The 25,637-nt window shown below is 54.8% G+C and carries 20 protein-coding genes; 17 read left to right on the top strand and 3 right to left on the bottom strand.

All coding sequences use genetic code 11. The annotated features are described in order from the left end of the window. Positions 1-16: 16 nt before the first annotated feature. From PS2015_RS04510 to PS2015_RS04485, 6 genes are read left to right on the top strand one after another with little or no spacing between them, the layout of a single operon-like run. Positions 17-931, top strand: a complete 915-nt coding sequence (locus PS2015_RS04510; protein ID WP_058021107.1) for an ABC transporter ATP-binding protein — start codon at positions 17-19, stop codon at positions 929-931. Next, positions 928-1,785 carry a hypothetical protein gene (locus PS2015_RS04505; protein ID WP_058021106.1) on the top strand — a complete coding sequence of 286 codons (858 nt, stop codon included), beginning with the start codon at positions 928-930 and terminating at the stop codon, positions 1,783-1,785. Before PS2015_RS04510 ends, PS2015_RS04505 begins: the two co-directional genes overlap by 4 nt. Beyond that, entirely contained in the window at positions 1,782-2,771 is a 990-nt protein-coding gene (locus PS2015_RS04500) for a PDZ domain-containing protein (protein WP_058021105.1), read from the top strand. Before PS2015_RS04505 ends, PS2015_RS04500 begins: the two co-directional genes overlap by 4 nt. Next, positions 2,768-4,309, top strand: a complete 1,542-nt coding sequence (locus PS2015_RS04495) for an FG-GAP repeat domain-containing protein (protein WP_058021104.1) — start codon at positions 2,768-2,770, stop codon at positions 4,307-4,309. Before PS2015_RS04500 ends, PS2015_RS04495 begins: the two co-directional genes overlap by 4 nt. After that, positions 4,306-5,955 carry an FG-GAP repeat domain-containing protein gene (locus tag PS2015_RS04490; protein ID WP_058021103.1) on the top strand — a complete coding sequence of 550 codons (1,650 nt, stop codon included), beginning with the start codon at positions 4,306-4,308 and terminating at the stop codon, positions 5,953-5,955. The genes PS2015_RS04495 and PS2015_RS04490 overlap by 4 nt, the downstream gene beginning before the upstream one ends. 42 nt (positions 5,956-5,997) lie before the next feature. Then, a complete protein-coding gene (locus tag PS2015_RS04485; RefSeq protein WP_058021102.1) occupies positions 5,998-6,201 on the top strand; it encodes a hypothetical protein in 204 nt (67 codons plus the stop codon). A 12-nt stretch (positions 6,202-6,213) separates the two neighbouring features. Here the strand turns inward: PS2015_RS04485 and PS2015_RS04480 are convergent, their stop codons facing one another. After that, positions 6,214-8,160 carry an SLC13 family permease gene (locus tag PS2015_RS04480; RefSeq protein ID WP_058021101.1) on the bottom strand — a complete coding sequence of 649 codons (1,947 nt, stop codon included), beginning with the start codon at positions 8,158-8,160 and terminating at the stop codon, positions 6,214-6,216. A gap of 135 nt (positions 8,161-8,295) precedes the next feature. On the opposite strand from PS2015_RS04480, the gene PS2015_RS04475 reads away from it, so the two are divergent. Further along, complete coding sequence (locus PS2015_RS04475) at positions 8,296-8,712, top strand: NIPSNAP family protein (RefSeq protein ID WP_237113378.1); 417 nt, start codon at positions 8,296-8,298, stop codon at positions 8,710-8,712. Positions 8,713-8,716: 4 nt separating this feature from the next. Here the strand turns inward: PS2015_RS04475 and PS2015_RS04470 are convergent, their stop codons facing one another. Further along, positions 8,717-11,065 carry a sodium:proton antiporter gene (locus PS2015_RS04470; protein ID WP_058021100.1) on the bottom strand — a complete coding sequence of 783 codons (2,349 nt, stop codon included), beginning with the start codon at positions 11,063-11,065 and terminating at the stop codon, positions 8,717-8,719. Positions 11,066-11,314: 249 nt separating this feature from the next. Between PS2015_RS04470 and PS2015_RS04465 the strand changes: the two genes are divergently transcribed. From PS2015_RS04465 to PS2015_RS04420, 10 genes are read left to right on the top strand one after another with little or no spacing between them, the layout of a single operon-like run. Then, a complete protein-coding gene (locus PS2015_RS04465) occupies positions 11,315-11,986 on the top strand; it encodes a hypothetical protein (RefSeq protein WP_058021099.1) in 672 nt (223 codons plus the stop codon). Between the two features lie 3 nt (positions 11,987-11,989). Continuing rightward, positions 11,990-12,520, top strand: coding sequence for a FlgO family outer membrane protein (locus tag PS2015_RS04460; protein WP_058021098.1), 531 nt, complete (start codon positions 11,990-11,992; stop codon positions 12,518-12,520). A gap of 19 nt (positions 12,521-12,539) precedes the next feature. Further along, positions 12,540-13,580, top strand: a complete 1,041-nt coding sequence (locus tag PS2015_RS04455; protein ID WP_058021097.1) for a TAXI family TRAP transporter solute-binding subunit — start codon at positions 12,540-12,542, stop codon at positions 13,578-13,580. Next, positions 13,577-15,598, top strand: a complete 2,022-nt coding sequence (locus PS2015_RS04450; protein ID WP_058021096.1) for a TRAP transporter permease — start codon at positions 13,577-13,579, stop codon at positions 15,596-15,598. The genes PS2015_RS04455 and PS2015_RS04450 overlap by 4 nt, the downstream gene beginning before the upstream one ends. Positions 15,599-15,640: 42 nt before the next feature. After that, the gene (locus PS2015_RS04445) at positions 15,641-16,027 is read left to right on the top strand and encodes a TM2 domain-containing protein (protein WP_058021095.1); all 387 of its coding nucleotides are present in this window, start codon (positions 15,641-15,643) and stop codon (positions 16,025-16,027) included. Further along, positions 16,024-17,313, top strand: a complete 1,290-nt coding sequence (locus PS2015_RS04440) for a DUF58 domain-containing protein (protein WP_058021094.1) — start codon at positions 16,024-16,026, stop codon at positions 17,311-17,313. Before PS2015_RS04445 ends, PS2015_RS04440 begins: the two co-directional genes overlap by 4 nt. Beyond that, entirely contained in the window at positions 17,288-19,495 is a 2,208-nt protein-coding gene (locus tag PS2015_RS04435) for a transglutaminase-like domain-containing protein (RefSeq protein ID WP_058021093.1), read from the top strand. Before PS2015_RS04440 ends, PS2015_RS04435 begins: the two co-directional genes overlap by 26 nt. Positions 19,496-19,526: 31 nt before the next feature. Next, positions 19,527-20,561 carry an AAA family ATPase gene (locus tag PS2015_RS04430; RefSeq protein WP_058021092.1) on the top strand — a complete coding sequence of 345 codons (1,035 nt, stop codon included), beginning with the start codon at positions 19,527-19,529 and terminating at the stop codon, positions 20,559-20,561. 8 nt (positions 20,562-20,569) lie between these two features. Next, on the top strand, positions 20,570-22,660 hold the full coding sequence (locus PS2015_RS04425; RefSeq protein WP_058021091.1) for a tetratricopeptide repeat protein: 2,091 nt from the start codon (positions 20,570-20,572) through the stop codon (positions 22,658-22,660). Positions 22,661-22,681: 21 nt separating this feature from the next. Then, positions 22,682-23,866, top strand: coding sequence for a multidrug effflux MFS transporter (locus PS2015_RS04420; protein WP_058021090.1), 1,185 nt, complete (start codon positions 22,682-22,684; stop codon positions 23,864-23,866). A 16-nt stretch (positions 23,867-23,882) separates the two neighbouring features. Here PS2015_RS04420 and PS2015_RS04415 read toward each other — a convergent pair whose 3' ends face one another. Beyond that, on the bottom strand, positions 23,883-25,547 hold the full coding sequence (locus PS2015_RS04415; protein WP_058021089.1) for a Na/Pi cotransporter family protein: 1,665 nt from the start codon (positions 25,545-25,547) through the stop codon (positions 23,883-23,885). Positions 25,548-25,637 lie beyond the last annotated feature (90 nt).

The raw sequence follows: 25,637 nt of genomic DNA, 5'->3' as shown, positions 1-25,637 counted from the left end.
TGCGGAGACCGACTCCTTGGCAACATCAGTTCTGTCAATAAACGGCCTGCGCAAACGCTTCGGAGCAACAGAGGTACTGAAAGGCCTGAATCTGGAAGTGATACCCGGCGCCATTCATGGTCTGGTAGGGCTGAACGGCTCCGGGAAAACGACCACCATGGAGTGCGTACTGGGCATGCAGACCTTCCATGATGGAGAAATCCGCATCATGGGGCGCGATCCGTTGCAGCTGTGGCAAGGTGGCGGTGATGTCGTGGGCATTTTTGACAACCCGGCTATCCATCAGCATCTGACCGTCCGTCAGGTACTGGAACACGCCCGCCTGCTTTGCCCGCAGCCCTGCCGTTCAGCCTCCGAAGTCGAACGCCTGCTGGGCATATCCTCTTACAGCAATTATCGGATAAAGCAGCTGTCTTTGGGCAACCGGCGCCGGGTCTCCATCGCCCACGCCCTGCTGGGTCAACCCGCCTTTATTGTGATGGACGAACCGTTCAATGGCCTGGATGCCGGCGGAGTGGAGGACGTACTGGCGCTGATTCTCAAACTCAATCGCGAAGAAGGCAGCAGCTTTCTGCTGTCCAGCCACCAATTGGCTTACCTGGAAAGAATCTGCACGCACATTTCCATCTTACACCAAGGGCGCATATCACGCAGCGGCCAGCTCAAGGAACTGGTATCAACACAACAACTACAGCTGACCATCGTTTGCGACCGGCCGGAAGCTGCCCAAGCGTTCCTGGCGCATCATACAAAGGCAGAGGATCTGACCATCGATTCTGCCGGTCGCCTGACACTCAAACTCGAAAACATGCAAGCTGCCGAGATTAACCGGTTGCTGGTCAATGGTGGCTTTGCCGTTTCCGAACTGGGCGCCAAGACACAGGACCTCAGCCAGATATTTCACGACAGCCTGACGGGGCGAGCCTTATGAACGCCTTTGTTATCGCCCTGCGCGCAGAGCTGTTTGTTGCGCTGCGCAGCAATTCAGCCCGGCTGGTGGTGATCGCCCCGGCGCTTATTGCCTGCGCACAATTGATTCTGGGCAAGCTGATCAGTTCATCGCAGCAAGCCAGCGATGCGCTGATGGGTGCCAGCAGTTTTGGTCAGATTGACGGCGCGGATGCCTGGGGCTCGCTGGTCGATGCCTACCTGACCGGACTCACCGTCAGTGGCCTGATCCTGGTCGCCTACGCCGCATGGAACCAGGCGGCTGATCAGGACAGTGGCGTGTTACGGCATATTCTTATCCGCCGAGTCAGTCGCCGCACCACTGTCATGGCAAAACTGGCCCTGTCGCATATTATTGGCGTCCTGGCACTCTTGTTGTTGCTGGTGCTGAGCACATTCTGTGCCTGGTTGCTATGGGATTTTGTGCCGGTCGCAGAAGACGGTTATGTCTTGATTGCCACAAATGAAATCATCGATGAAATACGTCTGGGTCTGACGCTGGCCATAATTCCCCTGCCCGCTGCCATCGCCCTGGGCATCGCCATCTCTGTATTAGCCAACAATGGCACGCAGGCAATCGTTGCGGCGCTGGGCATCACACTGGCCATGGACATCTTGAAAGGTCTGGTCGGCAATCTGGCCGATTATCTTTACATCAGTTATCTGCCCTCACTGCTCAATGAGTCCTATCTGCAGGATGTCAGCCGATTAGTGAGGGGTTTTTCCGATGTCATGATCAACCCTGGTGCCATACAGCTTAACTATTGGGTACCGTGGCCACAACTGCTGATTTTTGTCATGATCGCTCTATTGGCCATCAGCCGGAAGCGACTATGAAATTAAGCCCTGTCACCAGCCTGTATAATGTCAGGCCAATTCGCAGTATGGCGATCACCCTGTGCCTGTTCGCAATCAGCGCCTGTGTCAGTACCGAACCTCGTCAGTTGGCGCCCAGCGTCTCCATGTCTGCTGAGCAGTCTGACTTCACGGGCAACCCGACAAGCGCGGGCACCCCTGCAGTGGATTTTGGTCTGAGCGCAACGATCAACGAAAGTGATTCCCTGACCAACATCAGCATATTACCCGGAATCCGCGTTCGCACCGTCAGCCCGGGCGGAGCCGCTGACCGGGCCGGCATCCGGGCCGGTGATGTGATCCTGAGTATTGATGGTGCGCCCAGTAATGAACCCGATGTTCTGGACGCGCTGGCTCTGGAAACCAGCTCAGATCGTCGCTTCGAGTTTGAGGTCAGACGCAACACCACTGTCTTCACAGCGCATGTCAATGTTCAGGCTTCTTCACTGGTACAACTGCCCCCTGTCGAATTATACCGGGCGGACCCGGTGCTGCTCAGAGCCGGCTTTACAAGCACGCGCACCACTGACAGCCAGCAACAACCCGTATTTGGTGCCCAACTGATTCGCTGGTTCGAGCACAGTCCGCTGCCTGATGCCGGTCTGCAATCCGGTGATATTATTTTGTCGCTGGATCAGCAGGCAATTACATCGGCTCAGGATCTGATCTCCCGTATCAACAGTGGCTACAATCCGGGCGATAAAGTGACACTGCAAATAAGACGCGGGTCCCGTGTGATGTCAGAGCAGATCACGCTCTGGCATCCGGGTCGACGCCTCAGCCAGTTGAGCCTTTGGCCCCTATTCAGGTATGAATCTTCACTCAATCCCGATCAGACCCGTCTGCGCATCGGGGATCTGCTAATGTTCTCGATTTTTCAATATCAGCGCACCGGAGCTGAGCAGCAATACGATGTACTGGGACTATTCCGGGCAAGCACCGGTTTCGGGGAGCTGATCGAAGAATGAAGCAACGGCGCTTTGTAACGGCAGCCCTGCTTGCCACCTTGTTTTCAGGAAGCGCGATAGCGCAAGGCAACTACATTGCATCTGAAATTCCGGCTCCTGAATGGCCAAATAATATCCGCCTTGCGGATGTCGACGGCGACGGGCTGATCGATCTCATCGTACCGCACTGGGCGGCTGGTGTGGGTCGACAGTTACTGATTTTCCAGCAACAGGCAGATCATCGCTTTCCGGCACAGCCAAGCCGCATTGTGGATATCCGCCCGGAAATTGTCGCCGTGACCTTTGCTGATGTAAGACCTGAACCGGGTGTGGAACTATTGCTGTTCACTGGCAATTCAGTCTTCAGTCTGAGCACAGCACAGGCAACTTATGCCGGCAATATACGGCATCTGTTCGACTGGCCATTTCTGGCATCAGTACCTGAGCGCCGGATAACCTACTTTCTGCCAGAGCCCCGGGATCTGACGGGTAACGGCTTTGTCGACCTGCTGCTGCCTGGCACTGATGGCTACGGATATTTCAGCGCCACCGACCATGAGAGCTTTGAATTAATTCGTCAGATTAGAACTGAAAATACTGACATCGACCCCAGCCGGCTACCGCCAGCAGCCGGCCGCTTCTCCACCGAAGTATCCTTCAACGAACAGGACGGACTGGTTGTCCGGGTTATCCCCCGTTCAGCCTCTGACTTTCAGGACTTTGTGGTCGACGCCAAAGCCAATGCTTCACAAACACTTCTGGAAACCGAGCGCTGGCTGCCGCCCGCCGTACTCAGCGATATGACCGCCCGGGATGCAGCCGACATTGTTTTTCTGAATGTCGGTAATGACTTGTTCGGACAGATCAACATCGTAAGTCGCGATCGAGTTGGCGAGGCGGATTCACCCGTCACCTGGCAGGGTCCTGTCGTTATGGAGGGGGATATTCAACTGCTGGAGCTAAATGGCGACGGGCTGACCGACATCGTTCGCATTGTCGAACGAGGTGAAAACTGGGATGTCTTCCTGTATCTGAATCAGGGAGGACATTTTGATCTGCAACAACCCAGTCAGGTCATGCGCTTCAGTGGGTATGACCTGCGTATCAGCACAAGCGATCTTTTGCAAAATGGACAACGCCAGCTCAGTGTCACCTACTATACCATCCCGCTGGTAAATGCCATTCGCAATGCCAGCATCGTAAGAACCCAGCTCTTGTATGGCCCGGGCAGCAACGGTCTGGTGTTCAACAATAGACCGGATTTTCGTCAGGACGACAGCTTCTCCGCATCCAGCATTCGCGGCCTGACCAGTCCAATCCAGCTCCATAGTGACATAAACGGTGATGGCCGGATTGACGCCCTGTACCTGACGGAGGAAGGCACCCTGGCCGCCAGGAACATTTCCGACAATCTGCAGTTTTCGGCCGAGCCTTTCTGGCAATATGTGCCAGGTCGCACAATATTGGACTTTGAGGTTCATGATATCAATAGCGATCAAGTGCCGGACATTCTACTTTTCCATTCCAACACCATTACTGCACTAATCTCACAACCATGAATCTCTTTCCAGGACAAGTCGCGTTATTTGCCGCCCTCGTCGTCGCCGGGAATTTCGCAACGGTAAACGCCAACACCATTGAAGGTTATACGCGCATCGATTTTACACTGCCGCCGGATACAGAGAAGTTGATCATCGTTGATGCCAATCAGGATGGCTTGAGCGACGTGCTGACTCAGAATGGCAATACCATCAATTTATTTTACCAACAGGATGGTCTGTTCGACTTTAATGCCCCACAAACCAGCGTGACCCTGCCCGGACAGGCCACGGGCTGGGATATCAGCGATGATTTCGCGTTGATTGCTCTTATTGATGGTCAGCAGGTGCAGCGCTGGCAGTTGCAACAGGACCAGTTTGGTGAGGCAGAAACGCTGCTGGACAATGTCAGCGGTTTTCTTCCACAGGGTGTGCATCAGTTGAGTCTGAGTCGGGACCTGAACGATGATGGTCGGCCGGATCTGATCATACCGGGCGCCGGCGAACTCAGTATTTTTATCCGGTCCACCGACGGCAGCTATCAACAGCCACTGCGGGTAGTGTCCGACATGCAATTGCGTTCAGTGTTGCATCCGGGACGGGAGCTGGGCCGCGAGGTTGGCCAGGCACTGCGCATTCCGCTGATGACCCTGCGTGATGTCAACGGTGACGGGCTGCCTGATCTGATTTCCGATACCGAGGAACGGCTGGATGTGTTTCTTGCTCGCTCAAACGAAGCCGTCTGGTTCAACAGCGAACCGGACATATCGGTGGACCGGTTGGCGATTCGCGAACGGCTGGGAGACTTCGACTTCGATCAACTCGATTTCGCCAATCTGACCGGCGTGCTGGCGCTCACCCACGAAGAAATCCTTTCCGACATGAATGGTGATGGCTTTGACGATCTGATCTTGCGTGAAGGGGGGCGGGTCGCACTGCACCTGGGAACTGATCAGGGCGTGGATCTGCAGCAGGCTGACCAGATTCTGCGTTCCGGCGGCAATGTGCTGTCAGTATTTCTTTATGATGAGAACGAAGACGACCAGCCTGACCTGTGGTTATGGCGGGTCGAACAGGTATCGCTGAGCGACGTTTTTCTATGGCTGGCTATTTCCGGCACCATCAATCTTGAAGCCTACATCTACCCAAACGAGGGCGACAGCTTTGCGCGTCGTCCCTCCCGGCGGATCAATGTTGCCTTGCGTTTTCCGTCTGTGTTACGCCTGATCGGGTCGGTCAACGAAGTCCGCGAACGGGCCAGTTCGATGGAAGCTGTCATACCTGCTGCACGGGTAAATGGCACACAACAGGCCATGTCCGACCTGCTGGTACTGATGAGCGATCAACTGCAGCTTTTCAACCAGGCTCTGCAACCCGAAGCCGATCCCTCTGATGATCGTTTTCTGGCATCACTGAACTACAGTCGTAGTGTCGACAGCTATGAAATCGATATCCGCCGCATCATTGATCAGTTCGATATCGAAATTAATCGGGACGTTCGGGCTGTCAGTGACCGTGCCCCGGACACGATTGTCCCGCTGGACGAAAGTGCCGCCAGGGGCGATCTGGCACTGCGCGATTTAAATGATGACGGGCGCGATGATATTTTTGTACTGCTACAGCGCAATGAGGAGTCTGTCACCGGCATTCTGTTTCTGTCACACTGACACAATACAATAAAGCACAAACTGATCCGGAGTAACAGAATAATGAAAAAGCTGATCTGGATAGTCTTCTTCACCGCCCTGGTGGTTGTTAATCTGCTCGCCATGGCCGCCGAGTATTTTGGCGGTGTCTATATTGCCATTCCCTATCGACTGGTGGTTGTGCTCGCCATCAGCATGATCAGTTCCATATTTATCGGTGCCTGGATGCTGCTGAAGACGGCCGAGAAAGAGGAACCCCGATCCTGACAAGACTGCTCGCTACAAGGGCCAGATCCACAGCAGAGTCGGCACGCTGACAACAACAACTACAATCTCTACCGGCAAACCCAGCCGCCAATAGTCACCAAACTTGAATCCGCCGGGACCCAGAATCAGGGTATTGTTCTGGTGGCCGATAGGCGTCAGAAAAGCACAGGATGCACCGATTGCAACTGCCATCAGGAATGAGTCCGGATTTACACCCAATTGTGAAGCGACGCTGATTGCCAATGGACACATAACCGCCGCTGTTGCCGCATTGTTCATAAAATCAGAAAGGGTCATTGTCACAACCAGGATCAACACCAGCGCAATTACGGCATTGCCCTGCGCCAGCCAGTCCAGTAAAGCACCTGCCAACACATCAGCAGTGCCGGTGCTCGCCATCGCCCCGGCCACTGGCAGCAGGGCTCCCAGGAGCACGATCACGGGCCAGTCAATTGAGTCGTACACTGAACGAGGCGGCACAATGCGCAGAGCCATATAGGCGAGCACCGCCGCAGAAAAAGCTATCGATACCGGCAGAATACCGAAGGCGGTTGCCAATATAGCCGACATGAATATGCCAACGGCCAGCAACGCCTGGCCTTTCACGGGCACGCGGATATCGCGTTGCGCCAGAGGAACACAGCGAAAATCATTGGCGAATCCGGAAACCGCCTCTGGAACTCCCTGCATCAACAAGACATCGCCACCCCGGATGGGAGTGGAGCGCAAGCGCTTGATTGAACGCCGCCCCTGTCGGGACACTGCCAACAGATTAATGCCGTAACGCGTTCTCAATTCAATATCCGACGCCGTGCGACCTGCCAGATTGGAGTCGGGCATGACCACCAGTTCCTGTATGACCAGTTCATCTGATTTGCTGGGTGTTTTTTTCTCTTCAGACTGACTGGTTTCTGCAGTTTCACTGCTTTCTGACAGCTTCTCTGATTTAACGGCTACTTTGCGACCACGTTTATTAATCAGATCCTTGCGCTGTGATTTATCCGCTGACTTTTCTTTTTCCGCCTTGCTGTCGCCACTGTCTTTCTCTTCATCAGACGCCTTTTTCGAAATGACCTCCTCTTCCAGCTTCAGCCCCAGGCTGCCCAATGCGCTTCCCAAAGACTCTGGCTCAGCTTCAATAACCAGAATGTCGTCTTCCCGGATCACCCGCCTGGAGTAAGGGGCGATGACCCGCACATCGCCACGCACCATGCCAACAATTTGCGCATCCTCTTTTTCCAGGGTGGCTTCGACTTCGCGCAGTGTCTTGCCGACCGCCTTGCTGTCCGCCACTATGCGCACTTCGGTCAGATACGTGCCGGTTTCAAAACTGGCGCTTTCCGCCTGTTTACGTCCGGGTACCAGTCGCCAGCCAATCAGCCCGACAAACAGAATGCCCACCACCGTGATCGACACACCTACCGGTGAGAAATCAAACATGCTGTAGTGGCCCAAGCCGGACTCTGCCCTGAAACCGGATACAATCAGGTTGGGGGGCGTCCCGATCAAAGTGGTCGTACCTCCCAAGATGGAACCAAAAGCCAGAGGCATCAGGACGCGGCCAGTGGGAATGCCCTGTTTGGCAGCCATCTGAATAGCAACAGGCATCAGCAGCGCCAGAGCACCCACATTATTCATGAAACCGGAAAGCACCGCTGCCAGAGCAGTCAACGAGAAGATACTGAGTGTCGGACCCGCCGATGAGGGCAAAATCCGCTGCGAAAGCACGTCCACCGCCCCGGTTATCTGCAGGCCGTAGCTAAGCACCAGAACGCATGCCACAGTAATGACAGCCGGGTGACCGAATCCGGTAAAGGCATCTGCCGAGGGCACCAGGCCGGTCAGGATACAGGCCAATAATGCGCCCCCAGCGACCATATCATGACGCCAGCGCCCCCACATGAACATCACCATGCTCAGCAGCAGGATGGCGATAATAATGAATTGATCCTGACTCATGAAAAACCCTCTGGCGACGTCCTGTGCAAACTATTAGACACCATGCATCTGTCAGGCGGCAACCTCATCTATTGCTGCATTCAGCGCCAGTCTGCTAATCTCAGTCCGAACCCGCTTATCATCGAGGATCAGATCTTGAAATCAATCATAAAAACATCAGCAATGATGCTGACTATTGCCTTCACGCTGGCGTTGTCGCCACTGTCACTGGCTCAAAGTGGCCCGGTATACGAACTCAGGACCTACACTTCCACACCCGGCAATCTCGATAAACTACTGGCACGTTTTCGTGACCACACCATGCGTATTTTTGAAAAACACGGCATGAGCAATATCGGGTACTGGGTTCCAGTTGACCCTGAAAAGTCCGGCAACACACTGATCTACATATTGAAACACGACAGCATGGAAGCAGCGACAGCCTCCTGGCGAGCCTTTGGCAGCGATCCGGAGTGGGCTCAGGTTGCTGAAGCATCGAATCGTGACGGCCAGATTCTGCAGAGTGTCGTGCGCGAATATATGACGGCTACTGATTTTTCACAGATGCAGTAATTTCTTAGAGCGGCCATACCAAGGGCATCAACACGGCGCCTACAGCAAACACCACCAACGTCAGTGGCAGGCCCAACTTCAGAAAGTCAACAAACCGGTAACCGCCCGGCCCCATCACCAGCACGTTGGTGGGGTGGGCGACCGGACTTGCCACGCTTGCCGAAGCCGCCAGGGCAATGGCCATCATGGCCGCATGCGGGTCGACACCCAGACTCAGACTGAGTGACAGACCAATCGGCGCCATCAGCACCACAAGCACCACCACCGGAATAATCAAGGTCCCGATGACAGACAGAAAATAAAGACCAGCAACGGTCAACCAGGGGTTGTATGCACCGGTCAGAGTCAGCAACTGAGCCGCCAGAAAATCCGCAGCGCCGCTGCCCTGCATGGCTGTCCCCAGGGGCATCATGCCCACCAGCAGTACGATAGAACGCCAATGTATGGCCTTGTAGGCCTGTTCCATGGTCAGACATCGCCCCAATACCATGGCTGTCGCCCCCATCAGAGCGGCAATGTAAATCGGCAACCAGCCGGACAGTGCAATCAACACCACCGCCAGCATGCTGCCCAGAGCAATCGGCGCGCGAGACTTGTCAACCTCTGGTGCTGATACCGGATTCAGAATGATCAGGTCTTTATTGCGGTTAAGATCCGCCAGTTGTTTTACCGGCGCGACCAGCAACAGCGCGTCACCGCGCTGTAGTTCCATATCTTTTAATCCAGATCGATACGGGCGACCGCCCCGCCACAAAGCAGCAACCTCCACCTGCCAAGCCTCGCGCAGCTTGAGATCGGCGATGGTCTTGTTATTGATCCATTTATGCGGGTGCATAATGGCCTCAACCATCGCCAGTTTGCCTTGCTCAAAAACCTTCAGATAGGGGGTGGCATCATCCAGCATCTTTAACTGCTGTAAGCCGCGCAGCAGATCAAAGTCCTCCAGCCGTCCCTGCACCAGCAACAAATCGCCGCCATGAATTTCCAGCTCAGCCGGAATCGGACGCATGAACTCGCCCTCGCGGAATAACGCCATCAGGCGCAGATCGAAGGCCTTGCCCAGACGCATATCAGTTATATGCTTGCCGTCCAGTGCCGCATCTTTGGGCACCCTGAGTACCAGCAGACGTTCATCGAGCTGATATCGATGCTGCACCTGTTCCTTGTCCAGGGCTTGCAGCTTATCGAACTCATATCGTGACTCGACGGACTTACGGGCTTTCTCGCCAGCCTGCACCAGAATGCGGTCACCGGCCTTTAACTCGTAATCTGCCAGGTGGGTACGCCGCACGGTGTCACCGCGCAGAACGGCCAACAGCCAGCCACCGGTCTGTTCGTTGAAGTCCAGCGGATTGAGTGTGCGCCCGATAAGGGGATTTTCTTCTGTCAGGGCCACCTCATAGAGCGCCGCATCCTCCAGCAAACGGTCATGCAAAACCGGCGCTTCGCGCTCGATGGCCAACTCACTCCAGTGACGGAGCAGCTTGAACCGATCCAGTCGCCCCTGCGCCAGCAGAATATCACCTGCCTGCAAGCGGGTGACTGACGAGGGTAAAGCCTGCGTCTGGCCTGACCGACTCAGGGCAATAATCATCAGGCCTGCCGCCGCCGTCAAACCGGTCTCACCCAGACGCTTGCCGACCAGCAAGGAGTCTTCCGGCACCTGCACAGCAAAAATGCGCTCCTGCAAACTGTACAGCTCACGAAGATCCCGGCTGCTGCCAGTCTCGGCCACCGGATCGCGGGCCGGTAACCAGTGACGCCCCACCAGCGCCACAAAGGCTGTGCCGGCTAACAACACTGGCACGGCAATAGGTGTGAAATCGAAAAATCCGAAACCCTGAAAGCCGGACTCTTCCAGCGCGGTGCTGACCAGCAAATTGGGTGGCGTGCCAATCAGGGTCAACGCGCCGCCAAGCAGACAGCCGAAGGCCATGGGCATCAAAAGACGTGAAGGTGTCGCTCCAACCTGACGTGCAACACTGACAACCACCGGCAATAGCAGGGCCGTGACGCCGATATTGTTCATAAACCCGGACAGCAGTCCGGCCAGCAGCATAAAGGTGGCAACCAGCTTCATTTCACTGTCACCCGCCACCCGTATGACCCGCCGACCCAGTGCGTCGGCTATACCGGCCCGGGTCAGGCCATCGCTCAATATGAACATCGCCCAGATAGTCACCACTGCCGGATGACTGAAGCCGGAAATCGCCTGATCGGGTGACACCAGACCCGTGACCGCCAGCGCACTGAGCACCAGCAGAGCAACCACATCCATGCGGAGCTTCTCTGTGGCAAAAAACACCACTGCTATCAGCAGTATTCCCAGAACCAGCGCTATATCAACTGTCAATCCGTTTTCCTCGACACACCTAAGGCAGCACAACCTCTATAGTAACAAACGATACTTCAAAAGCACGGCTAAAGCCTAAATGCCCCGGCCAAGTAGCCGATATAGCAGAATGTCGACCGTTTTTTATGCCGCTTGGGGATGATAAAGGGAACAATTTGTCGTCATTGCATCACTTAAAGTCCTTAACTGGCTATAATCTTCGGTGGAAATTCGTAAACATGAGAACACAGGATCGAAAAGGGACAAATTATGCTAAGCAAACGTCTGATCGCGGGCATGGCCCTGCTGAGCCTTGCAGCCTGTCAGAGCGGTTATACACCACAACCGCGTGCCACCCTGTTTCCGGCGTCTGAACAATCCTACATGCGCTCGGCAGCGCACTGGGACATACTGGCCGCCAATGAAGCCAGCGCGATCAGCCAGGCAGTGGATGACAGTAATCTGCTCAGTATCCGGTCTGCCGATGTCGGTGACAGCCCCTTTGAACAGGCCTATCGCAATATGTTGCTGGCCCACCTGGTAGGAAATAATGTTCAGGTAGCCCTGGATCCTGCATCGGCCTCTCACCATATCGACTACGATATTCAGGTCGTCAGACATGAGAATCGCAGATCGCTGCGACCGCGACCCGGCACAGCCTCAGCGGCTTTTGCCATTGGTGTGTTTGGCGCCAATGTCCGCAACTGGACCGACCAGGAGCTGGCTCTCATCCCTGTTGGACTTGGACTGGATCTACTCAATGTGGTCTGGCGTGATACCGAAGAATCAGTAACTGAGGTCGTGGTCAATTCCAGACTACATGATGGCAATCGCATCATCGCGGCCGACTCTCGCGTGTATTACTTCAATGCACAGGATGAACACAACTATCAGGGACAGGGTCGCCAGTTCCAGGTAGTCAGCAGCGAACAGGGGGAATAATACATGTCACGAACAGGCGTTCTTGTATTGCTTTGTCTGGCGCTGACTGTGTCAGCCTGCAGCAGCGGTAAAATCAAAACATCCAACAACAGGGTTATCGCCTCTCATCACGATGCCGCCAGATACCTGATCCAGATGGCGGGCAGTAACCTGCAGCCTGGCGGACGCATGATTGCTGCCAGTTTTGCCGACGTAAATAATCTGACCACTTCCTCAACTTTCGGGCGTATGGCCTCACAGCAACTGGTGTCCCAGTTTGTCATCGAAGGTTACTCCTTTGTGGAAGTGCTGATGCGCGACAATATTTACATTGACAGCCAGCAGGGTGAATTTCTCCTGTCACGCGCGGTGAGCGATATCAGCGACACACATAACGCGCCTGTAGTGCTGGTCGGCACCTACGCACCCGCTGATGACAACGTATTTGTCACCGCCAAACTGATCAGAACCACGGATAATGTAATTGTCGCCTCCTACGACTATGCCGTGCCGTATACCCGGGATATGCGCAATCTGCTCAGACCCATGCGCTGATTGAGATTCAGGCCGAAATATGCTTATATCAGCGCCCATGAAGATGCGCCTGATAATCATACTAACCGGCCTGCTTGCACTGACCTCCTGCTCCGACCAACTGGCCGGCAACAGGCCGTATATTCTGACAACTGCCACTACCGGCGGTGCTTACTACCCTATTGGCGTTGCCATCGCGACCATTACCAAATCTCAGCTCGGACCAACTGAAGGCATTACGCTGTCGGCCATCAGCTCGGCCGGCTCGCTGGAAAACATCAAACTACTGCGCGATAACCAGGCACAATTTGCCCTGTTGCAGGGGCCGTTTGCAGCGTGGGGCTGGAATGGCGAAGGCCCCATCAGTCGCCCGCAAACTCATCTGCGATCGGTGGCGGCGGTCTGGCTTAATGTTGAACATTTTGTGCTGATGAGTGACCTGGTGCAAAACGGCACCATTCGTGATCTGGATACACTTGATGGTCAACGTTTTGTGCTGGGCGCCCGTAATTCCGGTGCCGAGCAGACAGGCCGCTATATTCTCGAGTCTCTTGGCATCGACTACGAAAGCAAGATGAATTTTGCCTGGATGGGTTACGGTGGCGCAGCCAATGCCATTCAGGACGGCAATGTTGTAGGCATGAACGTGCCGGCCGGTGCGCCGGTGAGCGCTATTACCCAGGCCTTTGCACAAATGGGTGATCGCATCAGTCTGCTTAATTTCACTGAGCAGGACCTGGTTGACATCAACCGGCGTTACGATCTGTGGGACTGGTACGACTTTGCGCCGGGTACCTACCCGAATCAGGATGAACCCGTACGTTCCATTGCCAGCCCCAATGTTCTGGCAGTCCGCGATGATGTACCTGAAGAGGTGGTTTATCACATTACCAAAACCATCTGGGAGAATCTTGGCGCCCTGCAGGATATTCATGCTGCCACCCGGGACATGCAATTGCAGCGCGCGGTGCGTGGACTGGGTGCGCCTCTGCATCCCGGTGCCATACGTTATTATCTGGAGAGAGGCCTGGAAATTCCGGATCGGCTGCTGCCTCCCAACTACAACAGACCTGAATCATGAGATCACCGGTGCTGCAATGGGCAGCTTTCCTGTTCGCCCTCTTTCATATTTACGCGAACGTCTTTGCAACCATCCCGGAACTATGGTTCTCGGTAATCCACTTCGGCGGCTTTGTCGCCCTGTGCGCCCTGTCCGGCAATGAAACCATTCCCGATCATCAACCACCACCGCTGTGGTTAAAGCTGATTAACGTGACTCTGGCCGTGCTGGCCGTGCTGGTGACGGCCTACATGATATTCTTTGAAGACGCCCTCTACGCCAGAGAGGCCGAGTTCATCCTGTCCGACTATGTGATTACCAGCATCGCCGTTCTGCTGGCCATAGAGTTCACCCGTCGCACCACTGGCTGGTTCATGCCAGTGCTGATTCTGATTTCCCTGAGTTATATCCTCTTTATGGGGCGCTATATCAGTGGTGTTTTCTCATTCCCCGGCTTGAGCCTGGAGACCGTTCTGTACCGAAGTTACTTCAGTGAAGAAGGCATGTTTGGTATGACGGCCAATATATCAGCCACTTATGTTTTCATGTTCATTTTATTCGGCTCATTTCTGCTGAAATCCGGAGCTGGTGATTTTATTGTCAGTTTTGCCCGCTGCCTGGCCGGTCGTTTTACCGGTGGCGCGGGTTTTGTCGCGGTCATCGGATCAGGTTTAATGGGGTCAGTTTCAGGCTCTGCTGTCGCCAATACAGTATCCACTGGCGTGATCACCATACCCATGATGAAACGCTCCGGTTTCAATTCTCAGTTTTCGGCCGGCGTGGTAGCCGCTTCGTCAACTGGCGGAGCGCTGATGCCTCCCATCATGGGGGCCGGTGCCTTTGTCATGGCCAGCTATACCCAGATACCCTATCTGCATATCATTGCCATGTCGGTGCTGCCGGCAATGCTGTTCTATCTGACCGTCATGTTTTTTGTGCGCATTGAGGCCAAACGGCTGGGCCTGCACGCCGACAAAGCGGGCGATCACGAAAGTATCCTGTCGGTCTTACGGGGTGGGTGGCACTTTATTATTCCTCTGGGCGTACTGGTGGGACTCTTGATTGCCGGCTATACGCCAATACGAGCGGCTGCTGTGGCAATAATTGCGGTGATTGCCTCTTCCTGGCTGTCGCCAACGCCGATGAAGTGGCAGGGTATCTTTGATGCAACCGTTGATGGCGTCCGCACCATGGTATCGACTGCACTGCTGCTGGTGGCGGTCGGTCTCATCATTAATGTGGTGACAACCACCGGCGTCGGTAATGCCTTTTCGCTGATGATCGTAGAATGGGCTGACGGCAGTCTGCTGATCAGCCTGTTGCTGGTTGCCATCGCGTCTCTCGTGCTCGGCATGGGCTTGCCAGTGACCGCTTCCTACATCGTGCTGGCAACACTGTCAGCGCCGATTCTGTTTGACCTGATTGCACAGGATCAGATGCTGGCGGCCTTGAGCGCGCCGGACCTTCCAGCCAGCGTGACAGCCACCATCAACCTGTTTGGTGGTGATCCACTGGTAGCATTGCGCGAAATGCCCCTGGAGATGCGCCAGATTCTGCGCGCCGAGCTATTGAGTCCGGAGCTGCTAACCGGCATGTTGCTCAGCGCCCACCTGATCATTTTCTGGTTGTCGCAGGACAGCAATGTGACACCGCCGGTGTGTCTGGCAGCATTCGCGGCTGCTGGAATAGCCGGCACCCGCCCAATGGCTACCGGTATCACCTCATGGAAGGTTGCTAAAGGCCTGTATCTTGTGCCCTTGCTGTTTGCCTATTCACCCCTGATCTCAGGCACCTGGCCTGAACGATTTTATACGTTCTTCTGGTCGTGTCTGGGACTCTATGCGGCTGCCGGACTACTGCAGTGGCGACTGGATCGTCCATTAAACCTGGCATCAGCCGCCATGCTGCTGGTTGCAGCCGTGTTGCTGCTGTGGGCGCCGCTGACGATTTACCATCATCTGGTCGGCGCCGGCTTATTGCTTGCTGTCATTTTATGGCAACGCAATCAGGATAAGCTGGCCAAGCTGATACAGAACTGACACAGATGGCATACGCGTCATTGTTAACGCTTGAGGCGATTAATGTTCTCGGAAAAAGAGCTCAATCTTGAGGAACATGAAATCCGCGACGTGGTTCGTGCGCTGCCGGCAACCAGGCAATACCGCTACCATCAACTCGAAGTCCGGCTGTTAAAGCGCCCCTCCACCTACAAAGCGCTCAACTGGCTTTTCCCGATGGGCATACACCACTTCTACCTTGGCCGGTGGATCAGGGGCCTGATTACTCTCAGCCTGACCTTATCTGGTGTTTTCATGATCGTGGCCATGCAGATGACCGCTTATGGCCTCATGCTATTGCTGGCCACCGTACTGATTGAAATCCCGCAGTTGCTGAATGCCAGGCTGCTGGTGCACAGCCGTAATAATCGCATAATGGCCGCATGCCTGAAACAGGTGCAATCCGAATGAGTTATCTTGCCGTGCAGACACAGATACGCCACTACGCTGAGCGGCTGCGCACACACTTTCCGCTGAGCATGGCCGGGCTGCTTATTCTGCTGCTGGCTTTAGCTTCCCTGCAGGGTTTCGGTTATCAGCGCATGGACCTGGTGGTATTTGCGTTGACCGTGTGTGCGCTGAGTATCGTGCTGATCAGCTCTATAATGGTCATCACCACCGGACTGATCATCAGAAAACGTCTGCGACTGGCACTGAATTCCGCGCAGGCACCGTTAAAAGCCGAAGCGTCATATCCCAATGACACGCAATTCATGATCCCCGGGCACAGTTGGTTGCCAATGATGACCCTGGAATGGCGTGTTGTGGCGCCTGACGCCATGCATACCCGCATTCGCTTTAATACCGATGAGGATCTGCTGGAAGAGACCATTGTGCCCGAGCAGCGCTGTCTCGGCGGACACATCACACGACTGTTTACTGTGCGGGATGTCATGGGTCTGTGCCGCTTCAGTTGGCGCATGAGTCAGGCCGCACAGATTATGATTCTGCCGAAAATCGGCCAATTACGGGCACTGCCATTGTTACGCTCAATGGATGCTGAGGATGGTATTCCGGATTTTCGGGGCGCACCGCAGGGGGATCGTATGGATATTCGCCGCTACGCGCCGGGTGATTCCGTTCGCGATATTATGTGGCGAGTGTATGCCCGCAACCGCCATCTGAATGTGCGACTGCCAGAAAAGAGTATGTTTCAGTCAGAACGAACCCTGGCTTACCTGGTCAGTGGTCCGGCGGACGAAGCGGCGGCAGGTGTCGCCAGATTTGCAGTGGCTGAGGGTGCACTGGGGGAGCCCTGGCTATTCAGCGCCGATGGCAGCAGCGATGTCGCCCGCACAACGGCCAGCGCACTGCCACTGATTGCCGGGTCGAGACAACCGGGACGCACGCTTGAGTTCGGGCTTGATGCATTTTTACAACAGCAGGGTGGTCAGTATTCAGCCTGTATCGTCTTTGTCCCTGCCACAAAAGGTTCATGGACCCGGTCACTGCTGGAAACGCTCGCGCGTTTCCCGGGGCCATTCACTATTGTCATCGGCATTGATGGGAGCACTGAATCATCATCGCCCCCCCATTATTGGCAACGGATGCTGTTCAGCGCCGATAAGCAGGCCAGCCGCTCTGCAGCAGCTGATTTACGGGAGCTGATCGCACTGTTCGGCAAGGTCGGCACGCAGGTGCTTGTTGTAGACCGGCAAAGCGGTCAGTGCTTTGACCATCGACTTAAAAGAGTTTAATGTCAAACAAATGACCAGTCCCGCCAACAAACTATCTTATTCTTTCCAACGCAGCCTGATGCGGGCATTTGTGCTGGCTGCGGCCTGTTGGGTTCTAAGCGCCCCGGTCACTACCGTGGTTGGCTCGTTCGCGGCATTCGCGGGAGCTTTCGCCGGTGTATTATGGATGGACTCCAGGCACAGAAATCATCTGCTGTTCAGCCTCAGACTAGTGATTGTGGTGCTGGCTGTCACCGTTGGTGTGAGCCTGACGGCCTTGTTGTCACGCTTGCTGGTTGGCAATTCCATTATCGCAGGCTCCATTGGCGCCATGCTTGCCTATCAGAGCGGCCAACTGCTTTTCTGGGCAGTTCTGGCCTGCTGTATCGGCATCGTGCTGCGACTTTATGCCCGGCGCTATAGCTGGGGCAATGTCCCGGAGTTACTGTTTGTCACTGCCGCGTTTGTGATCACTCTGGCTGCCCACCAGCGCGGCATGATTGATCGTCCCTACTTCATAGGGGACTTTGCCCTGATTCGCGGCATCGATCCTTCGTATGTACTGATGGGCATTGGTGTTGCTGCCGTGCTCACCCTGACAGTGCTGCTGATGCTGGAGGGCGGCCAGCACAGATTGCCTTATCATTTTTCCGTTTTGGCCGTGTTGTGTTTTTCGTTGCTGCTATATGTCCAGCTGTTTGGCATGCCCACGCCCACTATGACCGATAACCTGGGCCTGACCGGACAGGGCGCCGGGGGCAGCGGGTCGCAATCCGAGAATCCTTTCCGCGACGGCGATAATGACGCGAATGACCGCGAGGCTCCCGTTGCCATAGTCCTGTTCCGGGATGATTACGAACCACAGGGCGGTGCCTATTATTTCCGCGAGTCAGCCTATTCCGAGTTCAATGGAACCTTGCTGTGGACCGCAGAGAGTGACGACCTGGATCTTGACCTGGTAGAAAATTTCCCGTCCAGTCCGGTGTCTGTCACAGAACATGTGCCGGCTCAGGACAGACGCCGCAGCGTTACTACCACCATAGGATTGCTGACACCTCACCGCAGCCCGTTTGGGCTGGACGCACCGGTACGATTCGAACCAGCTCCCAACCCCAACAGCCTGCGATTCCGCCAGACCTATACGGTCGAATCCATGGTGCCGGAATTTGAATTCCCGGATCTGATTGGCCGTACCGCCGGCTCACCGGACTGGACCATTGCCCAGTGGGAACGCTACCTGGAAATGCCGGATGATCCCCGCTATGGGGAATTCGCCGAACACCTGGTCAGCAATATTCAGGCAGAATTTGCCGACGACCCCTACGCCAAGGCACTGGCTGTCAAAGCCTGGCTGGACGATAACGGCATATACAGCCTGAAAAATCAGCATGCTTACGCGGATGATCCCGCTGCCTCTTTCCTGTTCGGAGACGTTACCGGCTACTGCATTCACTTCTCCTATGCTGCCACCTACATGTATCGCAGCCTGGGCATTCCGGCCCGGGTAGCGGTCGGTTACTCCGTGCCTGCCGCCAATCGGGCCGGCGGTTCAGCGCTGCTGATACAGGCCATCCATGGTCACGCCTGGCCGGAAATTTACCTGGACGGTCTGGGCTGGGTCATCGTTGATCCTGCGCCGTCACGCACACTGGTTGATATGTCTTCCGATCCACAGGATTCGTTGCAGCAGATGCTCGGTGACATGCTGCGCGACGACGCCAGCTTTCAGGCCTTTCTGGACAGCCAGACGGACAGCAGTCTGCCATCGCTGCGCCAGGTCGCACTCGCTATTTTCTGGTCTGCACTGTTGCTGTTGGTGTTTGCCTATCTGATCCGTTTCTGGCGCCAGTTCAGCCCCTTGTGGTCGACGCCTGAATCCTTGTATCGCACACAATACCGGGCAGCGCTGGATATGCTGAGCGCTTACGGTATCCGGCGTCGGCCCGGTGAAAGCCGCGAAGCTTTTGCCCGCCGTACAGTCAATCAACTACCCTCTTTCGGGCAAATGACTGAGTTACACCTGAGTTGCACTCCTGGTTACGCTTATTCCCTGCACACAGCTGCGGGTACCCTGGCGACAATACCTGAAGCGCACTGGTATCAACTCAGGCACCAATTACGTCAAGAAATCAAACGCAGTCAGCCAGGCTGGCGACACTTGCTGGCCGCCATCCACCCAATGGCCTGGATGGCAACACACTGACATTATTCGGTATTGCATAGTGAGGCATTGAATGGAAACGCAAGGTTCCGGCACCCACAGTGTCGATCAGCTGACGACGGCTCAGGCTGTTCTGCAGCGCCTTAAACAGGCCGTACAGGCCAAAGTGATTGGCCGCGATGAGGTTGTTGAACTGACTCTGATCGCGCTGATTGCTGATGGCCACGTTCTGCTTGAGGACTTTCCCGGCTCAGGAAAAACCACTCTCGCCAAGGCTCTGGGCGAAGCCATCGTGGATGATCAAGAAAGACACGCTGGCTCGGACAATCCACCCATCGCCGCGTTCCGTCGCATTCAGTTTACGCCGGATCTGTTGCCTTCCGATGTGACAGGCAGCGCTATATTCGATGCCAGTACCAATGCCTTCCACTTTCGCCATGGTCCGATATTTGCGCATGTGGTGCTGGCCGATGAAATCAATCGCACCTCCCCCAAAGTGCAATCCGCCATGCTGGAGGCAATGGGTGAAAAGCAGGTAACTGTCGACAACCGGACCTACGCGCTGGACCCGTTGTTTTTTGTGATTGCTACCCAGAACCCGCTTGATCTGGTCGGCACCTACCCGCTGCCGACGCCGCAACTCGACCGATTTCTGTTCAAAATCATCATGCGTCATATTGACCGTGACGCCGAGCTGCAAGTGCTGGACACCTGGCAGCAGCGGCGGGACCAGAGTAGCAGCACGATCAAAGTGGGGCGCAATGAAATTTTGGCAGCGCGCGCCGCAATAGATGAGCATGTTTATATCTCTGACAGCATCAAGTCTGCGCTGGTCGATATTTCTCGCAATCTGCGTCATGACGAGCGTGTTTTGCAAGGCAACTCAACACGTAGCCTGGTCTTGAGCCTGCCTGCATTGCAGGTGCTGGCTTCTTTGCGCGGTCGACCTTATGTGAGTGCCGATGACCTGGAGAGCCTGTTGCCACACATACTGGGCCATCGCGTCGAGCTGGCTCCGGGCGTGTCCGATTTCAACAAGGTGCTCCGCGATTGTATGCGTGAGCCCATCGAACAACTGGCACGCAGCACATTAAAAGCCAGCGCCTGAGCCTCTGTATGCAATCACCCCGGCCAGGTCACACGCAATCAAAGTCATTAATCAGTAGCGCATGCAAGCTGCTGTGTCTGCTGGGTGTTTGCTGCTCTGTCCTGATTCACGCCCAGGACAGCAGTGAACTGGACAGCACGCAATTTTCTCGAGCCCAGCGCCTGTGCTTCGGCCTCAGTGGAATCAGTGAACCCCGGGCGCTGGCGGTTTGTGACGCTCTGGCACTGGGTCAGAATGTACGCGCCAGAGAGCTGGCACAGCAATGGATCAGTGAGCAGCCTGACTCCCCCGCCGCACAATACGCTCTTGCCGAGGTCCTGTTTCGGGTAGAAGGTAATCTGCCCAGAGCGCTTTTTCATCTGAATCAAGCTGAAGCATTAACCAACTATACGTCGCTGGGCAGAGCACTGGAATCAGGCAACCTGGAATGGCATTACCTGACCCTCAGCCAGCTGTCCTATGCCCACCAATTGATCGGTAATCAGGAAAAATCGCTGGAGTACCTGGACAAGATCAGTGACATCTACGGACAGGACACCGAGTCCTTCCGCGGCTGGCCGCTGATCAAAATGAAACGTTATGACGAAGCCAGAGCCAGCGCTGAGCGGGTCCTCAACAGCAGTGATAATCCTCGCGATCGCAGCCGGGCTTGGAACACTTTATGCGCGGTAGAACTGGCCGATCTGCGCCCTAACGAATCTCTTCAGGCCTGCGAAAACGCCATGAATGAAGATCAGAGTCTGGCTGCCGCACAGGGCTTTGAAGATCTCGATACCGTGCACTTGCTCAATTCAGCCGAGGTTTCGCTGAATCTGTTGCGCTTTGACGAAGCCGAAAACTATCTGGACCGTGCCTCTGCACAACTGGATCCCGACAGCGTAGGCAACCCCTGGGTTTACAAGTTATACCTGTACATGAACCAGGGTCGCTTTGATGAGGCCAGGCAGGCGCTGGATCGCATGATGGTGTGGCGCGACAATCAGTCGCCGCTGGTCGGTGTCATGAACAGGGCCGACCACTTTATGGTTAGCGCTGTCTTTCTCAATCTGGCTGGTTATCCTGACGATGCAGCAAGACTTACCCAAGCCGCCCTGAATCAACCAGACCGCACCGGTTCCTACACCGCTGATGAAGCACAGAAAGACTCCTATTCGGCACTGGTCAACAGCATCGCCCATCACATGCGTTACGAAAGGCTGCGCGAAACCATGGCCACTCGGCCCTTGCTGAGCAACTGGCGATTATGGATTGAAGCACAGGCCGCCCGCTTTCGGGCCTGGCGAGCCGGGCGACATGCGGCCTCTCTGTTTGCTGACGAAGAAACCCTGATCAATCGCATGCGCCCATACGCGCCGCTGGATGTTCACATTCCTGAATGGATAGAACCGGAAATCATCCGCCTGATTGGACCCGGCGTGATGCAGAAACTGCTCGAAAATACCGCAGCACAAGGCGCCTTCGCACTGAATAACGGTTACCTATACAGCTATCGTACAGAAATTGCTGCGCAACAGGGAAAACACGGCGAAACCCGCCAGATGGCCGAGATGGCCTTGCGTGATCTGCCCTCACAGGAGGTCATGCTGAGGGCAAGAGTCAGTGCGCGCCTGGCGCAGGCATTATGGTCAGAGCGTCAATATGATCAGGCGCTACCCTATTATACGTATGCGCTGCGCCGTGATCCCAGCCTGTTTCGACGCCTGGGAATCGCTTTGCCAGTCAGATTTACAGCGAACAACACTGACTTTTCGCAGGAATTGCAATCCTATCTGCGCCGCTCGCCCCGTTTCGCCAGTCATGTTCAGGGACTGCCTTTGGCGCTGCCTCAATCGGTAAGCGATGTGCTTTGCCTGCGCGACCAGCAGGGTGATGCGCTGTCCTGTATTGAGCTGACCGAAGAGGTGACAGAAGACAATATAAATGACCCTGGCGACAGCGATGCACAATTGCTTGCCAATCAATTTCAACATCACACCTTCCGTCTGCCGTATAATATCAGCCGCACTCAACGTCTGGGCCTGCTGGGCACCAGCGTAATCATCAGTTCTCAGAGTAACAGCAGCCAACAAGAACAACGAGAGCGCGTGTTGCAGCCCTGACTAATCACGGATCCCACAGCCATGCCTGAATCACCGCGAGAGTTTTCACGCGGCATGATTGTTCTGTTGGCCGCCGCCTCAGCATTGGGGCCTGTTGCCATGCAAATTATGCTGCCAGCCATACCCATTGTCAGAGAAACTTTTGACATTTCCACCGGCACCGCGCAATTGACGCTGAGCCTGTCGATGTTTTCAATTGCCGTCGCCACACTGATTTATGGACCGCTGTCAGACCGCTATGGCCGGCGACCGATCATGTTGCTCGGCATTGCCATTACAGTATTCGGTTCTGCATTGTGCATGATGGCAGCTTCCATCGAGTGGCTGATTTTTGGCCGCATCGTCCAGGCGGCCGGAGGTGCTGTCGGACTGGTGCTGGCACGTGCAATTGTCCGTGATGTCTACCCGGCAGATCAGGCGGCCGGCGTCATCGCCACATTGGTGATGGTGATGGTTATCATGCCCATGTTGGCACCCCTGGCGGGTGGTGAGCTGATGATTCGCTTTGATTGGCACAGCATTTTCTATCTGGTTGCTGCGATCAGTTTATTCTTGCTGCTGGCCATGAGCCGTTCACTGCCTGAAACCCTGCAAAAGCAGACGCCGTTTTCGGGCGTACTCAGTATGCTGGGCGGCTTTGTCACTTTAATGCGCTCTCGGGTTTTTGCCGCTTATGCACTTAATGTCGCATTTGTCTCGGTCATGTTCTTCAGCTTTATTTCAGCGGCACCGGAGATCATGGTCTCGGTGCTCAAGCGACCGCCCAACGAATACGGATACTATTTCATTATGGTGCCCGCGGCCTTTATGGCAGGCAACTACGTCACACGTTGGTATTCAAAAAGCGCAGGAGTCAATACTCTGATTTCCAGAGGAGCCTGGCTGAGCATCAGTGGCATCAGCATTGCGCTGTTACTGCACCTGTCCGGCGTTCACCACCCTCTGGCACTGTTTATGCCGGTGGCTCTGACAACGTTTGGCAATGGTATTTCCCTGCCCAACGCTCAGGCGGCTGCCATTAATGAATTTCCGGACATGGCCGGCAGTGCGTCAGGGCTGACAGGATTTTTACAGATGGGGTTTTCAGCCGTGGCTGCGCAGTTGGTGGCGCTGCTGTTTAATGGCACAGTCTATCCGATGTTGTTGTTGATGTTGGCGGCAGCTCTGATTTCAATGGGCTGTTTTTATCTGGCACGATCCGCCTGAGGATGCTGATGCGGGATTACAATCCCGCATAAGCCTCAACATAATTCACCGAATGATTCTTGATATGTTGCAGGGACATAAACATGTCACTGAACGTTTGCGCTGTCACCGCCGGATATTGACCGGCACGCAGGCGATCAAGGTGACGGTCGCGCATTTCTTTACCCAGTTTCTTGATCTGTTTTGACTCTTTGATCATGGACTTGATATCACTGGCGTCCATGTCATTCTGGCGGGCACACATCAGGCGATTAAAGTAGGCTTCAACTTCATTAAAGAACACCATGATGTCCTGCCAGGCTTCTTCGCCAATGTCTTCATTGCGCTTGAACAAACGGCTTCGGTAAATACTGAAGGCCTGCAAAGAGTCAGCAATACTTTCAATCTCATCCGCCATTCGCATCAAACCGTAGGAACGTGTGGATTGATCCTGACTGACTGAGCCGGTCAGTACAATGGTGATGAACTTGATCATTTCCTCTTCGATATTGTCTGTAATATCTTCAAGGTGATTGATGCGTTCAAATAATTTCTTGTCGTGGCCGTTGCCCAGCACATATTCACGCGTGGTGGTGAACATTTCACGGGTGATCTCGACCATATTATCCATTTCCAGATCAGCCTGCTGCAGGGCCACCTCCGGCGCCATGGTGGTACGGCTGCCCAGGTATCTCAGTTTGTGCTTTTCTTTTTCGCTGCGCTGCGGTACCAGCCAGATCACTGTCCTGGTCAAAAAGCCGATAAATGGAATCCAGATCAACACATTGATCACGTTAAACATGGTGTGCGCCACAGCGATGTGAAAACCAATATTCGGACGCATACCATCGGCGTCCAGCAGATCAGCTTCACCGGCGACCATCAGATCAACCAGATTGACGTACCAGGGGAAAACCGCAATCAGCACCATGGCACCAAGAATATTAAATATGGCGTGTGCCCGGGCCGCGCGGATTGCCGAGGTATTGGCACCGATGGCGGCCAATTGAGCGGTAATGGTTGTGCCGATATTTTCACCGATGATCAGAGCGACGGCGGTATTGAAGTCAATGACACCGGTTGTAGCCAGAGTGATAGTAATGCCCAGCATGGCGGAACTGCTTTGCACAATGACAGTCAGCAGACAGGCCAGCACCACACATGCCAGCAGGCTGATCAGGGAGTCAGCATCAAACAAATACAGGTAAGAAATGAATGTTTCGTCGGAACGCAGCGGCACAAAGGCCCCGCTCATAAATTCCAGACCGGTGAATACCATGCCCAGGGCCACTGACGTCTTACCCAGTGTAGCCAACCACTGGCGCTCGGCCGCAAACATCGGATACATGCCCAGTGCTATCAGCAGCAGACCATACTTACCTACTTTGATGGATATGATCCAACCGGTGACAGTAGTGCCGATATTGGCGCCCAGAATGACTCCGATTGCCTGCTTGAGCTCCATCAAGCCGGCGTTGACCAGACTGACGGTCATAACAGTCGAGATAGAACTGGACTGCACAAATACGGTAATCCCTACCCCGGCCAGAACTGCCATGACCCGATTGCGCGTCAATGATGCCAGGATACGCCTGATGGCTTCCTGACCGCTGGATTGTAAGGACTCAGACAGGTATTTCAGGCCCAGGAAGAAAATCGCCAGGCCACCCAGAGCGGTGTAAGAAATTTCGAAGTAATTCATTTGGGGCGAAGTCTAGACAATGCCATCAAATATTACAATTTCTTTGCACTTTGATGACAAAAATATTTACCTTGAATCAAGGCATAATTT

Origin of the sequence: Pseudohongiella spirulinae (assembly GCF_001444425.1) — a bacterium.
Classification (GTDB): domain Bacteria; phylum Pseudomonadota; class Gammaproteobacteria; order Pseudomonadales; family Pseudohongiellaceae; genus Pseudohongiella; species Pseudohongiella spirulinae.
The sequence above is the reverse complement of the archived record's forward strand: the minus strand, read 5'-3'. Positions and strand labels throughout refer to the sequence as shown.

What these genes read in the sequence shown, in the direction of transcription:
- PS2015_RS04440 (WP_058021094.1), top strand. Translation starts at nt 16,024, where the DNA reads ATGAGTTATCTTGCCGTGCAGACACAGATACGCCACTACGCTGAGCGG.
- PS2015_RS04500 (WP_058021105.1), top strand. Translation starts at nt 1,782, where the DNA reads ATGAAATTAAGCCCTGTCACCAGCCTGTATAATGTCAGGCCAATTCGC.
- PS2015_RS04460 (WP_058021098.1), top strand. Translation starts at nt 11,990, where the DNA reads ATGTCACGAACAGGCGTTCTTGTATTGCTTTGTCTGGCGCTGACTGTG.
- PS2015_RS04480 (WP_058021101.1), bottom strand. Translation starts at nt 8,160, where the DNA reads ATGAGTCAGGATCAATTCATTATTATCGCCATCCTGCTGCTGAGCATG.
- PS2015_RS04505 (WP_058021106.1), top strand. Translation starts at nt 928, where the DNA reads ATGAACGCCTTTGTTATCGCCCTGCGCGCAGAGCTGTTTGTTGCGCTG.
- PS2015_RS04495 (WP_058021104.1), top strand. Translation starts at nt 2,768, where the DNA reads ATGAAGCAACGGCGCTTTGTAACGGCAGCCCTGCTTGCCACCTTGTTT.
- PS2015_RS04425 (WP_058021091.1), top strand. Translation starts at nt 20,570, where the DNA reads ATGCAATCACCCCGGCCAGGTCACACGCAATCAAAGTCATTAATCAGT.
- PS2015_RS04420 (WP_058021090.1), top strand. Translation starts at nt 22,682, where the DNA reads ATGCCTGAATCACCGCGAGAGTTTTCACGCGGCATGATTGTTCTGTTG.
- PS2015_RS04490 (WP_058021103.1), top strand. Translation starts at nt 4,306, where the DNA reads ATGAATCTCTTTCCAGGACAAGTCGCGTTATTTGCCGCCCTCGTCGTC.
- PS2015_RS04430 (WP_058021092.1), top strand. Translation starts at nt 19,527, where the DNA reads ATGGAAACGCAAGGTTCCGGCACCCACAGTGTCGATCAGCTGACGACG.
- PS2015_RS04445 (WP_058021095.1), top strand. Translation starts at nt 15,641, where the DNA reads ATGTTCTCGGAAAAAGAGCTCAATCTTGAGGAACATGAAATCCGCGAC.
- PS2015_RS04465 (WP_058021099.1), top strand. Translation starts at nt 11,315, where the DNA reads ATGCTAAGCAAACGTCTGATCGCGGGCATGGCCCTGCTGAGCCTTGCA.
- PS2015_RS04450 (WP_058021096.1), top strand. Translation starts at nt 13,577, where the DNA reads ATGAGATCACCGGTGCTGCAATGGGCAGCTTTCCTGTTCGCCCTCTTT.
- PS2015_RS04485 (WP_058021102.1), top strand. Translation starts at nt 5,998, where the DNA reads ATGAAAAAGCTGATCTGGATAGTCTTCTTCACCGCCCTGGTGGTTGTT.
- PS2015_RS04415 (WP_058021089.1), bottom strand. Translation starts at nt 25,547, where the DNA reads ATGAATTACTTCGAAATTTCTTACACCGCTCTGGGTGGCCTGGCGATT.
- PS2015_RS04455 (WP_058021097.1), top strand. Translation starts at nt 12,540, where the DNA reads ATGCTTATATCAGCGCCCATGAAGATGCGCCTGATAATCATACTAACC.